Annotated in this window: 16 protein-coding genes, 10 tRNA genes and 1 rRNA gene; 4 read left to right on the forward strand and 23 right to left on the reverse strand. The window is 41.0% G+C overall.

Features of this window, described 5'->3' with window-relative positions:
* Positions 1 to 7: 7 nt before the first annotated feature.
* From HMPREF0623_RS03200 to HMPREF0623_RS03210, 4 genes are read right to left on the reverse strand one after another with little or no spacing between them, the layout of a single operon-like run.
* Positions 8 to 526 carry a tRNA (cytidine(34)-2'-O)-methyltransferase gene (locus tag HMPREF0623_RS03200; protein WP_004165988.1) on the reverse strand — a complete coding sequence of 173 codons (519 nt, stop codon included), beginning with the start codon at positions 524 to 526 and terminating at the stop codon, positions 8 to 10.
* Positions 527 to 551: 25 nt separating this feature from the next.
* Positions 552 to 683, reverse strand: a complete 132-nt coding sequence (locus HMPREF0623_RS09775; protein ID WP_255050926.1) for a hypothetical protein — start codon at positions 681 to 683, stop codon at positions 552 to 554.
* Positions 684 to 695: 12 nt separating this feature from the next.
* On the reverse strand, positions 696 to 1,841 hold the full coding sequence (locus HMPREF0623_RS03205; RefSeq protein WP_002830526.1) for an AI-2E family transporter: 1,146 nt from the start codon (positions 1,839 to 1,841) through the stop codon (positions 696 to 698).
* Between the two features lie 17 nt (positions 1,842 to 1,858).
* On the reverse strand, positions 1,859 to 2,215 hold the full coding sequence (locus HMPREF0623_RS03210) for a PTS glucitol/sorbitol transporter subunit IIA (protein WP_002830528.1): 357 nt from the start codon (positions 2,213 to 2,215) through the stop codon (positions 1,859 to 1,861).
* Positions 2,216 to 2,346: 131 nt separating this feature from the next.
* Here HMPREF0623_RS03210 and HMPREF0623_RS03215 point away from each other — a divergent pair, with 131 nt between their 5' ends.
* Both HMPREF0623_RS03215 and HMPREF0623_RS03220 read left to right on the forward strand, forming a co-directional pair.
* The gene (locus HMPREF0623_RS03215) at positions 2,347 to 3,360 is read left to right on the forward strand and encodes a lactonase family protein (protein ID WP_002832001.1); all 1,014 of its coding nucleotides are present in this window, start codon (positions 2,347 to 2,349) and stop codon (positions 3,358 to 3,360) included.
* Positions 3,361 to 3,374: 14 nt separating this feature from the next.
* The gene (locus HMPREF0623_RS03220; protein ID WP_002830531.1) at positions 3,375 to 4,004 is read left to right on the forward strand and encodes a copper homeostasis protein CutC; all 630 of its coding nucleotides are present in this window, start codon (positions 3,375 to 3,377) and stop codon (positions 4,002 to 4,004) included.
* Between the two features lie 80 nt (positions 4,005 to 4,084).
* Here the strand turns inward: HMPREF0623_RS03220 and mgtE are convergent, their stop codons facing one another.
* Genes mgtE through HMPREF0623_RS03240 form a run of 4 tightly spaced genes read right to left on the reverse strand, consistent with a single transcriptional unit; the run spans position 4,085 to position 7,754 of the window.
* Positions 4,085 to 5,434: a magnesium transporter gene (gene mgtE / locus HMPREF0623_RS03225; protein WP_002832003.1), complete on the reverse strand. Its 1,350-nt coding sequence runs from the start codon at positions 5,432 to 5,434 to the stop codon at positions 4,085 to 4,087.
* On the reverse strand, positions 5,434 to 6,339 hold the full coding sequence (locus tag HMPREF0623_RS03230) for an RluA family pseudouridine synthase (RefSeq protein WP_004165990.1): 906 nt from the start codon (positions 6,337 to 6,339) through the stop codon (positions 5,434 to 5,436). The genes mgtE and HMPREF0623_RS03230 overlap by 1 nt, the downstream gene beginning before the upstream one ends.
* Positions 6,329 to 7,138: an NAD kinase gene (locus HMPREF0623_RS03235; protein WP_002830534.1), complete on the reverse strand. Its 810-nt coding sequence runs from the start codon at positions 7,136 to 7,138 to the stop codon at positions 6,329 to 6,331. The genes HMPREF0623_RS03230 and HMPREF0623_RS03235 overlap by 11 nt, the downstream gene beginning before the upstream one ends.
* 1 nt (position 7,139) lies before the next feature.
* Positions 7,140 to 7,754 (reverse strand): GTP pyrophosphokinase, encoded by a 615-nt coding sequence (locus HMPREF0623_RS03240; protein WP_002832006.1) that lies wholly within the window; start codon positions 7,752 to 7,754, stop codon positions 7,140 to 7,142.
* A gap of 165 nt (positions 7,755 to 7,919) precedes the next feature.
* On the opposite strand from HMPREF0623_RS03240, the gene HMPREF0623_RS03245 reads away from it, so the two are divergent.
* Entirely contained in the window at positions 7,920 to 8,510 is a 591-nt protein-coding gene (locus tag HMPREF0623_RS03245; protein ID WP_002830536.1) for a DsbA family protein, read from the forward strand.
* Between the two features lie 163 nt (positions 8,511 to 8,673).
* Here HMPREF0623_RS03245 and HMPREF0623_RS03250 read toward each other — a convergent pair whose 3' ends face one another.
* The 4 genes from HMPREF0623_RS03250 to HMPREF0623_RS03265 all read right to left on the reverse strand — a co-directional run bounded on the left by HMPREF0623_RS03250 (position 8,674) and on the right by HMPREF0623_RS03265 (position 12,250).
* The gene (locus HMPREF0623_RS03250; protein ID WP_004165991.1) at positions 8,674 to 9,723 is read right to left on the reverse strand and encodes a competence protein CoiA; all 1,050 of its coding nucleotides are present in this window, start codon (positions 9,721 to 9,723) and stop codon (positions 8,674 to 8,676) included.
* 165 nt (positions 9,724 to 9,888) lie between these two features.
* Entirely contained in the window at positions 9,889 to 10,611 is a 723-nt protein-coding gene (locus tag HMPREF0623_RS03255; RefSeq protein ID WP_002830539.1) for an adaptor protein MecA, read from the reverse strand.
* Between the two features lie 249 nt (positions 10,612 to 10,860).
* Positions 10,861 to 11,259: a transcriptional regulator SpxA gene (spxA, locus tag HMPREF0623_RS03260; RefSeq protein ID WP_002832011.1), complete on the reverse strand. Its 399-nt coding sequence runs from the start codon at positions 11,257 to 11,259 to the stop codon at positions 10,861 to 10,863.
* A gap of 253 nt (positions 11,260 to 11,512) precedes the next feature.
* Positions 11,513 to 12,250, reverse strand: a complete 738-nt coding sequence (locus HMPREF0623_RS03265) for an MBL fold metallo-hydrolase (RefSeq protein ID WP_004165992.1) — start codon at positions 12,248 to 12,250, stop codon at positions 11,513 to 11,515.
* Positions 12,251 to 12,371: 121 nt separating this feature from the next.
* On the opposite strand from HMPREF0623_RS03265, the gene HMPREF0623_RS03270 reads away from it, so the two are divergent.
* Positions 12,372 to 12,827 (forward strand): hypothetical protein, encoded by a 456-nt coding sequence (locus tag HMPREF0623_RS03270; RefSeq protein ID WP_002832012.1) that lies wholly within the window; start codon positions 12,372 to 12,374, stop codon positions 12,825 to 12,827.
* Positions 12,828 to 13,270: 443 nt separating this feature from the next.
* Here HMPREF0623_RS03270 and HMPREF0623_RS03275 read toward each other — a convergent pair.
* The 11 genes from HMPREF0623_RS03275 to rrf form a co-directional block, all read right to left on the reverse strand.
* A tRNA-Cys gene (locus HMPREF0623_RS03275) sits at positions 13,271 to 13,341 on the reverse strand.
* Between the two features lie 76 nt (positions 13,342 to 13,417).
* Positions 13,418 to 13,501: transfer RNA gene (locus HMPREF0623_RS03280), tRNA-Leu, on the reverse strand.
* Positions 13,502 to 13,545: 44 nt separating this feature from the next.
* Positions 13,546 to 13,618, reverse strand: a tRNA-His gene (locus tag HMPREF0623_RS03285).
* 5 nt (positions 13,619 to 13,623) lie between these two features.
* Positions 13,624 to 13,697 (reverse strand) — tRNA-Trp (locus HMPREF0623_RS03290).
* 53 nt (positions 13,698 to 13,750) lie between these two features.
* A tRNA-Phe gene (locus tag HMPREF0623_RS03295) sits at positions 13,751 to 13,823 on the reverse strand.
* 25 nt (positions 13,824 to 13,848) lie between these two features.
* Positions 13,849 to 13,922 (reverse strand) — tRNA-Asp (locus tag HMPREF0623_RS03300).
* Positions 13,923 to 13,937: 15 nt separating this feature from the next.
* Positions 13,938 to 14,010 (reverse strand) — tRNA-Val (locus HMPREF0623_RS03305).
* A 4-nt stretch (positions 14,011 to 14,014) separates the two neighbouring features.
* Positions 14,015 to 14,086: transfer RNA gene (locus HMPREF0623_RS03310), tRNA-Glu, on the reverse strand.
* A gap of 13 nt (positions 14,087 to 14,099) precedes the next feature.
* Positions 14,100 to 14,191 (reverse strand) — tRNA-Ser (locus tag HMPREF0623_RS03315).
* 12 nt (positions 14,192 to 14,203) lie between these two features.
* Positions 14,204 to 14,276, reverse strand: a tRNA-Asn gene (locus tag HMPREF0623_RS03320).
* A gap of 6 nt (positions 14,277 to 14,282) precedes the next feature.
* Positions 14,283 to 14,399 (reverse strand): 5S ribosomal RNA (gene rrf, locus HMPREF0623_RS03325).
* Positions 14,400 to 14,465: the final 66 nt, after the last annotated feature.

The following is a 14,465-nucleotide window of genomic DNA, read 5'->3' on the forward strand; positions in this document are numbered from 1 at the left end:
TCTAACCCTATTTCAATTTATCATTTTCGTATTCATGACTAATTTCTAAGTTAGGAAACTCCTGTTGTCGTAAAACTTCGTATATCACAATTGCTACCGAGTTTGATAGGTTCAATGCCCGAATATGTTGGTCATTTTGCGGAATACGGATTGCACAATCCGCATATTGGCGCATAAAGGCTTCCGGTAGTCCAGTCGTTTCCTTCCCGAAAAGAAAGTAGTTATCCACGTCGTCTTCAGCTCCAGTATAATCAGCTTGAGTATAAGCTTTTGAAGCAAATTTAGAAACCACAAAAAGTCGTTTTCGATCCTTAACGGTCGCTAAAAAATCAGGTAAGTTATCGTGGTAAACCACCTTAACGCTGTCCCAATAATCTAAGCCGGCCCGTTTTAAAGTCTTATCACTGATTTCAAAACCCAGTGGCTTAATTAAATGTAATACCGCGTTAGTTCCCGCACAAGTTCGGGCAATATTTCCGGTATTAGCCGGCATTAACGGCTCAAATAATACAATATGATTTGTCATTTTTAATCTCCATTTAGTCTTAAAATTAAAAACGTAGACACTCGGTATTGCGCGGCGAGTATCTACGTTCGTGAAGTCCCCGAATCGTTTCAAACGAAATCCCTTCGATATCCGCGTAACACGGGCTCCATCCGCATACTAACACTACTTTTTTCATTCTGCAAATTAGCTATTGTTCGTAACCGCCTACCCGACGCTTGAAAAGCTCAAAACCGTGGATAAACAGTACCTTTAACACTGCATAAGCAGGAATCCCAAAAATCACACCAACCAAACCAAACATTTGTCCCGACGCTAGTAAAACCACCAAAATAGTTACCGGATGAATCGCTAGGTTGCTTCCTAAAACTAATGGTGAAATGAAACGGCCTTCTAACGTTTGTTCAATTGCAAAAACAATCAGCACCTTGACCAACATCACCGGCGAGATGAACGCGCCAATTACTATGGAAGGAACCATTGCTAAAAACGACCCCAAGTAAGGAATTAAATTTAAAAATCCTGCCGCAACTGCGAGGGTAAGTGCAAATTTTAGCCCAATTACTAAGTAACCAATAAAAAACATCAGGGCCACGAAGAATGCGACCACTAACTGTCCCCGGATATACTGACTTAATTGGGTATTAATTTCACCAAGGATCTGGAGAAATTGAGGCCGATACCGTACGGGAAAAGCCTTCGCTAGGTATTCTGGAAGGTCATGTCCATCCCGCAATAAGTAAAACAGGATAAACGGCATGGTGATGATGCCAATCACCACCTTCGTAATTAAGCTCAATACGCTTCCCAACGAAGTGACCGTATTATTGGCAACGCTCGTTACTTTCTTTGACCACGATTGAATAGTTTCGCTACTAACTCCGTGGAATTGCTTTTGAAAATCACCTAAGCGTGGGTCATTTAAGATACCATTGATTTTTTCTATAGCAGCGTTCCAATAATCTGGCCAGTTTTGAATTAGCGCTGCAGTTTGTTCCCGAATCACGGGAATCACCGCCACTACTCCAGCAACGATTAAGATAGCCACCCCGACAAAAATAATACTGATGGAAACCACCCGTTTCATTTTAAAGCGGCTTTCTAACCGATCAACCAACGGATTCAACAAGTAATACAAAACGCCCGCTAAAATAATGGGAAATCCCACAATTTTAAAGAAGTCTTCCAACGGCTTGAAAATCCAGGTAACTTTTGAAAACATAAATAAAATTAGTAACACTAATAACACGATGATCAAACTAACGACCGGCCGGTTATTGAGTACTAACTGGTTAAACCACGTTCTCCACCTAGGTACTTTAGGCTTGCGTTCCATCAACTTTCACCGTCCAATCACTTGTATTGAATAGTTTCCCCCACTTTAAAGTCGGGAAAAACATCCGGGCTAAGGTAAATTGCGCTCGCCAACGGCTGTTCAGGTACCTCTTTAAAAACCAGCGTCGTGTGACCAATGCTTTGCAAATTTTGATTTACCAAACTACCAACAAATTTAACGTCATAGGTTTGTTCACCAATTACGATTTGTGAACCCGCTTTTAAATTAAATTGCTGATCATTATCTTTTTCAATTTCTTGGACAACCGCAATTTTCTTTAAATCTGGCGTTGCGGTTTCGTCAAACAAAATTGCTAACCGATCTTGCTTAGCAATTGCCTCTGGTCCAATACTTTTTACCTTAGCTGAAATCATTTAACACACCCCTTACTCATTATGATTTTATTGTACCATAGTGGGGTTCTCACACCTTCAGAAAACGTATTCAATCCGTGAAATATGCTATACTTAACGGTGAGTTTTACCTAGAGAGGAGCACAAGTGCTATGATTGAAACCATTTTATTAGGTACCTACACCAAACAAACCAGTGAAGGAATCTATCAAGTTGAACTTGATACAACCCAAAAACAACTCCAAAACTTACAATTAGTTGCTAAAGTAGAAAACCCAACCTATCTAACGGTAAGTCATCAGCAAATGCTGTATGCTGTCGATCGTTACCAAGATCAAGGAGGCGTTTCGGTAACTCAACTAGGCGATCGTTCTCAAGTTTTACAACATTTAGTACAGCCGGGAACCCCGCCTGCTTACGTAACCGTAGACGAACACCGTCACCTAGTTTTTGACGCTAATTATCACGAAGGCACCGTTCATGCGTATCAAATTCAAGCCGACGGAACCCTTAATTTAGCACACACTTTTACTAATCAAGGCTCCGGCCCGCGTCCAGAACAAAGTGAAGCCCATCCCCATTACGTAGATCGTACTCCCGATGAGCACCTTGTGGTCTGTGATTTAGGTTGTGATGAAGTATTTATTTTAGATTATGATGCAGCCACCGGCTTCCAAACGGTTTCTAAGTACGAAACTGCTCCAGGGTTTGGCCCTCGTCACGTTGTATTTAACCAACAAGGAAACACGGCTTATTTAGTTGGTGAATTGGCAAGTGAAGTAGAAGTGCTTAATTACCACAATGGTGAATTTCGTCACGTTCAAACGCTAAAAACCATCCCCGACGACTGGGAGCAACATAATGGAGCCGCCGCAATTAGAATTACTAGCGACAACCGTTTCGTTTATGTATCCAACCGGGGCCATGATTCAATCGCCGTTTTTGCAGTTAATGACGATGGCACCCTCGAACTAATCCAAAATTGTGCCATTGCAGGCAGTTTCCCTCGTGATTTTGCCCTAAATGCTGACGAGCGTTTTCTTGTTTGTGGCAACCAGACCACCAATAACTTGAGTTTATTTGAAAGAAATTCCGAGAATGGTAAACTTAAACTTATTCAAAAAGACTTTGCCGCTCCAGAAGTGGTTTGCGTCTACTTTAAATAAAAACGAGGTTAATTATGCTTAAAGAAGTTCCAGTAGAAAATTACACTGACATTCCCCGGGTAATTGCCAACGGGGCTAATCGAATTGAGCTTTGTGACAACTTAGCAGTGGGCGGCACTACCGTCAGTCACGGGGTAATGGCGGAAAGCCAGAAATACGCTAGCGAACATCACATTCCGGTTATGGCTATGATCCGGCCCCGGGGCGGCAACTTTGTTTATAACGATATTGAATTAAAAATGATGGAAGCCGACCTTTTCCAAGCACAACAGCTTGGCGTTGATGGTGCAGTTTTCGGTGCATTGACTCCCCAAGGAACCATTGACGAAGAGGCAATGGAACAATTAATCGGTGCTGCCGGTGGTATGCAAATCACCTTCCACATGGCTTTTGACGCGATTCCGGTTGAGCACCAAGCCGCTAGTATTGATTGGCTGATTGACCACGACGTGGATCGGATCTTAACCCATGGTGGTCCGTTAACTAAACCCATTGAAGATACGCTTAGCCACCTCAAGGAAACCGTTAAATACGCTAAGGGCCGCATCATCGTAATGCCGGGTGGTGGCGTCACCGTTGATAACGCTGCTGAAATTGCTGAACAACTTCACGTTCCCGAACTACACGGCTCGAAATTAGTTTAATCCTAAAATAAAAGCATCGTGGTAATTCCCCTGATTCATGGAATTATCACGATGCTTTTTATACTATTAATTAACCTGTCCTAGTGAAAGTTCGCTAAGCAAATTGTTGCAATGTTAAAGTAAATTAAAATTGAAATAATATCACTAACGGTGGAAATCAGTGGTCCGCTAGCTACCCCTGGATCTTGACCTAACTTTTCCAGAATAATCGGAATTAAACTACCTACCAAATTAGCGATAAAAATAGCTCCCCACATGGCTGCCCCAACAATTATGCCAAGCATTAAGTTGTGTTGCCAAAGCAATACTACGACGAAAATCACTAAACCAGTAAGTACACTAGTTAAAAGTCCCGTTAGAATTTCATTTAAAATAATTTTAAATCCACTATTGTCATCTTCGTCATTTGCCAACCGGCGCATTGCGACCGCCAAACTTTGAGTACCTGCGTTACCAGCCGTCCCGGTAATCAAAGTGATGAAAACTGCCAGTACGCCAAATCGGTCAAGAACCCCTTGGAATTGGCTAATCACGACCGCACTGATCAATCCCAAGAATAACATGGTTACTAACCAAGGCATCCGGCTCTTGAAAGCTGCCCAAGGATTTTCCGACAGGTCTTCCGTACCAACCCCGGCCAACCGTGAATAATCTTGGGCGGACTCTTCGTCAATTACGTCGATGATGTCGTCAACGGTAATGATTCCCAACATTTTATTGTTCTTATCGACTACCGGTATCGCAATAAAATTGTAGTCCCGAATTTGAGTGGCAATCTCAACTTGGTCTTCGTTATCCAATACCGACACCACGTTGGTATTCATAATTCGTTTAATAAATACGTCGTCAGGATTAACAATCAAGTCCTTAACGGAGATTACCCCAATTAGTTGGTTAGATTCGTTTACTACGTAAATGTACGAAATAGTTTCCGCATATTGGGCTTCTTGCTTAACCTGGTTCATTGCGGAACCGACCGTGGCATCGACCGCTACCGAAATAAATTCGGTAGTCATCAACGCCCCCGCCGTCTTATCTTCGTATTTTAGCAGTTGCCGGACGCGAGCCGCATCCACGGGTTGCATATACGATAGTAACTTGTGCAACTTATCATTGCGAACCGCCCCCAATACGTCGGCTTCGTTATCATCATACATCCCGTTCAACAACGCTGCCGCATATCGCGGAGTCATTTCATCTAAGTATTCCGCAATCAAATCAGGCTCATCGTCAATTTCGTCAAAGGCGTCCGCCAGTTCATCTGGGCTGAGGTATTGATAAACCAGTTGCCGTTCAGGACCGGTTAGCTCCCCAAAAAAACGCCCCTGATCATAATTATGTAAGTCAAGGAAGTCTTCCTTGAAACTCTTTGCATCTTCTTTACTTAATTCTAATTTTAATTTATCAAAAATCGCTTGAGTATTATCCATTATTCTTTATCCTTTTCTTTCTTCCAATATTCAAGCATGTCATTTGGAATTGGCGCTTGTACGTCAATTTTCTTTCCTCTAAACACATTCTCAAACTTCAATGAAAAGCAGTGCAACGCCTGCCTTTGTAAACTCCTAAAGGAAGTTTCGTTATAAAGCGGATCTCCAATCAACGGATGGTGAAGTTCACTAAAATGAACCCGAATCTGATGGGTTCGTCCAGTGTGTAACTGCACTTTTAACAGGGAATCCGTAGCAGTCTGCTCCAGTACCCAATATTCGGTTTTTGAAGGTTTCCCATTGCCAGCGCTGGCCACCCTGCGCTTAATAAAGGAAGCTGGGTCCCTTTCAATCGGGGCGTCAATTAATCCGTGACTTTGTGCAAACCTTCCCGTCGCCATTGCTAAATAATATTTTTGCACCCGGTGTTGTCGTAAATCTTGGTCCATAATTGTATGTGCAAACCGGTGTTTGGCAAACAAAACTAGCCCCGAAGTATCTTGATCAAGTCGGGTCACCACGTGAACAACCTGGCTTTCATAATCCCTTTCCGCGTAATAATTCTTAACGCGATTTACTAGGGTATCCGTTTGATTTCGGGCGGACTGCACCGTTGGCAAAAATGGCGGCTTGTTTACCACTAAGTAGTCCTGGTCCTCGTAAATCACATCAATTGGTTGTCGAGACCGAACCACGTGAGGGTTCCCTGGTTCTGGCGGTAATTCAACAGTTACTTGGTCACCAGCGGTCACCATCTCGTTAGTTCGCTTCGGCTGCTCATTAACTAAAATTTTCCCACCATTAAACTTAATACTTTTTAATAGTGCTCGGGAAATCCGTTTCCGTGTCAAAAAAGTTCGTAGATGTTGAGGGGACTCATCTTGAACTTGCCAACTAAATTTCATCTATTTGACCAATAAACGAATTCCGCACCCGGTTCCAAAAACCAGTGTGCCGGTATTTAAGAAACTTTACCTTAGGAACTGCAATTCCGTAATGTACGGATTGCACATTTTTATCTAAGATTCCTAGCCGATCCGCCGTAAAATTGTAAGTTCGGTGATAACTTGGCAAAGGCCGAATCGTAACGGTCTCATTTGGCGCTAAAATTAGTGCAGCCCCCACCGTCCGGAAAACACGGTTATTAATCGAAGCAATCTCCGCCATTTGCATTGCTTCTAACTGCGGATGCACGATTGCTCCGCCAACCGACCGGTTATACGCGGTTGATCCGGTCGGGGTTGAAATGCAAAGTCCATCCCCCCGGAAACGCTCAAATAATTGATCCCCAATTAAAACGTCCGCAACTAAAGTACCGTTTAATTTCCGTAACGTAGATTCGTTAATCGCCTTATAATTAGCCTTCGTTCCGTCGGTATGGATCACGTCAATATTTAATAACGGATACCCAATCTCGGAACATCCATCGCTTTTCAGCGCCTTAACCAAGTCGTCTAACTCATAATCTCGCCAATCGGTATAAAAACCTAAATGTCCCGTATGAACGCCCACAAAGCGAACTCGATCAATAATTGGTAAGTACTTCTGGATTGCCGATAGTAAAGTGCCGTCGCCGCCAATTGTGATTACCACCGTGGGGTCTTGATCATCCAAAGCAATGTGATTTTCCCGTAAGATTTGGCTCAAATCTTGGCCGACTTCGATCGAGTGTTCGTCACCCGAATGGTAGATTGCTATTTTCATTTTATTCATCACGTTGTTCCCTTTGTGCTAATAAAATTTGTTTACGAATGTCTGACATTTCTTTATCTAATTCGTACGACTTAACGGATGCCTTCTGCAAGCGAGTTCGTAGCTCTGCAGGGAAATTACCGTTAAACTTGTAATTTAGCGAATGTTCGATGGTTGCCCAGAAATTCATTTCTAAAGTCCGGACTTGAATTTCAGCCAAGACTTTCTTTTGCCCGGTTAACATTTGAACTGGGTATTCAATCACGATGTGGTACGACCGATACCCACTCGGCTTCTCATTTTCCACATAATCCCGCTCTTCAATCACGGTCATGTCGGTTCGTTTTCGGATCAGGTCAACCACCTGATAAATGTCTTCTACAAACTGACACATTACCCGCACGCCCGCGATATCTTGCATATCCTGTTCAATTCGTTCTTCTAAAATTTGGCGCCGAACCATCTTTTCTTTAATACTATCTACCGGCTTCACACGCCCAGTAACGAATTCAATTGGACTTTCTTCGTCACTTCTTAAAAATTGTGTGCGCATTGCTCTTAGCTTAACCTTTAGCTCTGAAACAGCCTGTGCATACGGCAATAAAAAACTATTCCAATCTTCAATCATACGGATCCCCCCGAATCAATTTAACAACCTCTTCTATTTTATCATAGAAACACGCTCAACTATTTTAAACATTCTCCAGAGTTTTTCAAGCAAAATAATTGCTTTTATGCCATAATTTGTTAAAGTATAATCAGTTTGACTTACGTATTCTTTGGAGGAATTTAAATGCTGGAAACATACCTTTTCATCACTCCGTGGGGTGATGAATGCTTCAAATGTGAAAAGGAGACCATTCGCTATTTTGGCCGTGCTGAGGAAAAAGTAGATTTAAAAATCTTTCCGGTTTTAAATATGCAGGTTGTCTTAAACTATATGAAGCATAACCAAGTCAAAAATGGTAATTACAACGACCTATTTAACCGCATGTATTTAACTTGCCTCGATTACAAGGCTGCTTGTTACCAAGGGCGTGCTAAAGGCCGCCAGTTCCTAGTTGCCATGCAAAAGTCAGTAATCGACAAGGGCGAAAGCTATTCTATCGAACTAGGCAGTCAACTTGCTCAACAAGTTGGTTTAGACTTAACCATGTTTGAAGATGACCGGCGTTCTGAAATGGTCCAAAAGGAATTTAAACATGACCAACAATTGGCCCATGAAATGGGTGCCGAAAGCATCCCCGCTGCGGTAATCTTTAACGTAAAAGATGAGGAATATGGCATTTTAATGGATCATTATGATTACCAGACCCTCGCTTCAGTTTGTAAACTGAAACTAGCATCTGATGACGATAATTCATTTATTCCCGAGACACTTTAGCTTGTAAGAGCACCGAAATTATTTTTCTGATTAATAGAATTTCAAGACAAATTCTATTCAGGGAGTTGTCTTGAAATTTATTTAGCCAGACTTATTCTCATACCACAGCAAATTTAAAGGCTGGATTAAGTTCCAGCCTTTTTTGTAAAATCTTTCCAGCAATTTACTTTCTCAATTCATTAAGATTACCTTTCAAAGCATTTATTTTGGTGGATGCATCCGGAAACCAAGTAACTGCCCTCCCTCGAAACTGCCACCGTTGCTCTCGTTTAACTATCCAATGATGATTAACTAAGTAATTCCAAAATTCTTGATCCACCTCTTCACTAATCCAACCATTAACACCGTTTGGTTCTTCCAGCATAAGTAAAATACAAATCCGATTTAAAATTGGCGGACTCAAATGCCAAAAATCCGTACAGTTTTGGGGAACGTGTACCACCCACGGACACCCTAGTAAAGAATGGCCCTTTTCATAACAAAGCTGTTGCACCTTAAGATAACGTTGATCAATTTTTGTTCCCAACACGTGTCTTTCAAGTTGGCGAACTTCCCTAATTAAGTTCGTTGAATTAGTTAAAGAATTTGGTTTAGTTTGAATACTAATTTTAGAATCATTTACTAGCAGGGGCTGTTTTAAGTAGGTGATTTTGCCAAATAGTTGCCGGTAAACTTGATAAAACAACCACGGTGTATTATCGGCTAAAGCATCCCACGCTAAAAACCACCACCCGTAGCGCGTGGCGTACCGACCAAACTTTTGCATCGTCGCTAGCAGTCCCTTTTCCTTACAGTGTTGCGGTCCTGCAATCCAGTAAACATGTTTACTAACTTGCTGGTAATCGTACGTTCTTTGGCGAATTTCCGAAACCGTGATGGGACTACACTGGTATTCAATCACGTAGATTTCGCCATGTGCCCGTACCACCACGTCTCCACGCCGTTTAATGCCTGGAAAATAATATTCCGTCTGCACTTCTAGGCCTAATTTCATAAAGTAATCTCTAAGTCGTGTTTTTCCAATTTTGTGCCGTCGACTTTCTTCGCTCCCTAATTTTGGCTTATTCTCAGCTACATGAGCAAAATACTTATTTCGATAACGTCCTGCACATAGTCGTAATGGCCGGTGACATTGTGGGCAATAGTATCTGCCCTTAGCAATTGCAGTAGCGGCTTTCACCAATTTCCCCGTTTCTGTTAATGCAACCTTCATTAAATTCACCTCTATTAGCAAATACGCAAGCTAAAAGAGATTATTCGCGGAAATAAATGTTTTTACGCATTTTCTTAAAAATAGCAGCTACTTTTCCACAAAAAAGAGGTTAAGGAAAAATCTGTTCAGATTTCCCTAACCTCAAAGCCGTTTTCTGGCTAATCGTTACGCTTTAAAATAGTGTTTTGCTAACTCTAAAGCAGCACTATCAATAATTGTTTTCCCGTGTTCGCGAAGTACTTCGCTAGTAATTGACGTTTGATCGCCATACTCGTACGCCAAAGCTAAATTATCCTTGACCAACTCGGGAGTATTTTCACTCATATAGAAAACCAACTCTAAATAGTAACTATCTTTATAGCGGTAAAGGACCGAATCCAGACCGTTCACATCGCTAATCGCGGCCGCAATTCCTGGTAAGCCTTCAAAATCGTTAAGTTTAATTACCTTTGTTTGGGTGTCGTCACTATCGCTACCATAACTATTAAAGTCTGCCGGATCTGCATCACGGCTCGGATTGCTCATATTGGCATCTTGTCCATCAGTTTCAGCAAGCTTTTTCTTCAAGAAATCAGAGACTTCATCTAATTCTTCGTTACTAGGTGATTCGTTCTTCGCTACTGATTTCATTGCCTCTTCCATTCCGTTAGCGGGGTTTTTACTAATATACAATTCTAAGCCATTACGATTTGGTAAAACTTGGAAAGTTACTGCATCATTGTTAGCAAATTGATGATCAGTATCTACTTCTTCTAATACAGAATAAAAAAAGTTTTCTATTTCTTTGTGATTATCAAGCAAGTCTAGGAAGGTAACTCCCCTTTCGCTCAAATCTTCTGAGCTGATCTTGACTCGAATGGTATCTTCATTAATTCGTTCCATTTCCATTAAGCAGCACCTCCAGTTTAACGAAACTGAATGAAAAGAACCCACTAATATTAGTATATATTAGGTTCCCCACGATTATCCCATAAATTCATTAAAAATTCCACTTTCATAGCTGATTCAACCATTTTTGGTCTGTAATCAAGTAAAAATGAAGAGGGGCCGGAAAAAGTATTTTCCTAGCCCCCTTAGTTTGAACTTTACCTATTCTTTTTAAGATCTCGTCAGCGAACCGACTTACCTAATTAATCATTATAAATTAGCAATCTTTTGTGCCCTTGCCAATTCAAGCTGTCTTACCTTACGTGGTAAGAAGCGCCGAATTTCATCTTCATTGTATCCCACTTGTAGACGCTTGTCGTCTACTAAGATTGGACGCCGAAGTAACCCAGGGTTCTTTTCAATTAAATCAATTAATTGTTTTAAAGAAAGATCGTCTAAATCGACATCTAATTCTTGGAAAACCTTTGAGCGCCGAGAAACGATTTCCTCTGTACCGTTTTCAGTTAACTGCAGAACTTGTTTAATCTCTGCAGCACTTAAAGGTTCAGAAAAAATATTTCTTTCCTTATATTGAATACCATGTTCTTCAAGCCATGCCTTAGCTTTCCGGCAAGATGTGCAACTTGGTGAAGTATATAAATTAACCATAACGTATGTCCCCCTTAACGTCGTTAAATATTACCTGTCTTATGATTAATATTATACAGTTTTACCGGGTGTTTGTCTAGAACTATTTTTAAATTTACTTATAAAAAATAACTAAAAATAATCCTTAATTCGGGATTAAAGTTTTTACTTATCGACCTATAATACTTTTAAAGTAAAAGTGTTCAATACACGAAGGAGCTATTTTTAAACATAACCTTATACCAACAAAACACTTTTACTTATAATAAAACCCTTATAATTCGATAACTTTTCCGGTAGCCGGTAATTCAATTTTTGTTGGATTTGCTGAAAAATGTTGCGTTTCTTCTAACATTATTTTTGGATCAATCTTTGGCGACAAGTGACTAATTATTAAACGTTGGGCATGTGCGTTATCAAACAATTGCGCAGTTTCTTTAGTTGTCAGGTGCCATTTAACTCCTTGATAATCACTCAAAAAGTTCGTATCCGTAATTAACAAATCACTATTCTGCGCAAAATCAGCTAATTGCGCGAAATAACGCGTATCCGACGTAAAGGTAAAGACTTTACCCGTGGCAACTTCCTCAATTCTGGTGGCAAATGCCGCTACCGGATGCTGTGTTTTTTCAAAGGAAATCTTCAATCCCCCTACTTTAATTACATCATTTGCTTGATAACTAATTCCCTTGGACGCATTGGGCCAGGTTAGTGCACCAAAATTTAGCGGATCTTCTGTATGTCCATAAATCGGCAACGTTGCAACTTTTTTCTTCTCATTCAATTGCCAACGGTACTGTAAAACACCTAGATCGGCTGTATGATCGTGATGATAATGCGTGAGTAAAACCGCGTCTAGGTCTAGTGGATCGAGATGCTTTTCTAATTCTAAGAGAGTAGCCGATCCAGCATCGAGCAATAAATTAGTATCTTTGGTTTGAACTAGGTAACCGGTAGTCCCCGTATTTTTACTTGGATAACCACCATAGTATCCTAAAATTGTAATCTTCATAAAATCCCTCCATGTGACATCATTAACCCATTTTAACGCAAATTAATATCCTTATCGAACTTTAATATTTTTAGTTTGTCCATTGTAGCATTATAATGGTTATAAAATTGGAGGTGTTTCAATGTTTAAAACAATTACTACTTCTTTCGGCAGCTCTGCCGTTTTAAAATCGATTCAAAAAAAATATTCTTCGCGAAAGTTACTACTACTAGCTAATCAGAACGATAACGATAGCTTCCAGTTAGTCGATTTTTCAAATCAACCGACGATTTTTAAAACTCCTCAGCGCTACACCGTCTTGAATTCTTTTGATTCAATACAAAAGAACTCAATTTTTACGTACCACTTTTTCGAACTTAGTACAGATGCGTTAGATGCTTTCGATAGTCAGGTTGATAACCTTGCAGGCAAGACCGCCACTACCCTACTGAATTTAAAGCCGCTTGATCAAAAACCATATAATCGAGCAATTTTAGAAATCTCCCAAAATAGTGCGGTCCCAGAATCCCTACAAGCTCTTGTAAGTAAATACCGTAATCAAAATTATTATAAAACCAATTATCAGGTTGTCGGGTAGGTGTTATTTTATTACTTTTACAGTATACTGGTATATTGAATACGAAGGGAGTTGAAACTAATCTTTCCTACCAAGAAACCACAAATTCTTATTTATAACATCATATTTGACTTGATTGTAGGAATCTTTTTTGTCTACTACTTGAAAGTTTCTGCAAATTTGTCAACTTTTCTACGTGTTATTTTAATGGCTTTTGCAGCTTATGATTTCACCGATATGTTCTTTAGCATCAAATTACTTCTTGAACAACGTCGGCGTAATAAACATAAATGATGCATTTTAAAAACTGATCTCTTCCTATCGATTATTATGTCTTTAGGGAGGGATTTTTTTGCTAACTAACCAACTGTAATCTTACCAAACGCTCCTAAACAGGATTACTCGCAACCCAAACAAAAAAGCCTAACCCAAAATGAGTTAAGCTCTTATCGTATTCGATCAAAAGGCGGTAGACGGATTTGAACCGACGATGAAGGTTTTGCAGACCTCTGCCTTACCACTTGGCTATACCGCCATAACAAATAAAAAAGTGTAATCACCCGTGTAAAAAATACACGATAATTACACGAAACAAACTTTAATTATTTTAATGCCTCCGGTGGGGGTCGAACCCACACTCCCGTGAAGGAACTGGATTTTGAGTCCAGCGCGTCTGCCAATTCCGCCACAGAGGCAACTAAAAAATCTAACAAACTGAGTTCCAATTACGAACTCAAAGGGCGGTAGGTGGGAATCGAACCCACGCGTGCCGGAGCCACAATCCGGTGCGTTAACCACTTCGCCACTACCGCCATCATGGCAGGGATAGTAGGAGTTGAACCCACACTGACGGTTTTGGAGACCGTAGTTCTACCATTAAACTATATCCCTATCATTGATAATAAGTGACTGTTATTAAATTAAGTGAACTATACCGTTCACAATGGCGCGGGACAGAATCGAACTGCCGACACATGGAGCTTCAATCCATTGCTCTACCGACTGAGCTACCGAGCCAAATAATATATATAAAATGGTGCAACGGTCCTAACGAGACTCGAACTCGTGATCTCCTGCGTGACAGGCAGGCGTCCTAACCAACTAGACCATAGGACCAAAACACTTTTGGAATGGAGGATACAGGGCTCGAACCTGTGACCTCCTGCTTGTAAGGCAGATGCTCTCCCAACTGAGCTAATCCTCCAAAATGACCCGTACGGGATTCGAACCCATGTTACTGCCGTGAAAGGGCAGTGTCTTAACCACTTGACCAACGGGTCAGATCATATTATACGGAGAGTAAGGGATTCGAACCCTTGAAACAGGCTTTAACCCGTTTACATCATTTCCAATGATGCTCCTTCGGCCAACTCGGACAACTCTCCAAATAAATGAAACTCCGGCAGGCGGACTCGAACCGTCGACACCCTGATTAACAGTCAGATGCTCTACCAACTGAGCTATGCCGGAATAATCGCATGGCAACGTCCTACCCTCGCAGGGGGCGATCCCCCAACTACTCTTGGCGTTAAGAAGCTTGACTTCTGTGTTCGACATGGGAACAGGTATATCCTTCTCACTATCGTCACCACACTCTGTGCTAACTTACGTTATCACTTGAGAAAACTTTTGTCCTCTCAAAACTGAATAATATCTACC

It is taken from the genome of Pediococcus acidilactici DSM 20284, from assembly GCF_000146325.1.
GTDB classification, from domain to species: domain Bacteria; phylum Bacillota; class Bacilli; order Lactobacillales; family Lactobacillaceae; genus Pediococcus; species Pediococcus acidilactici.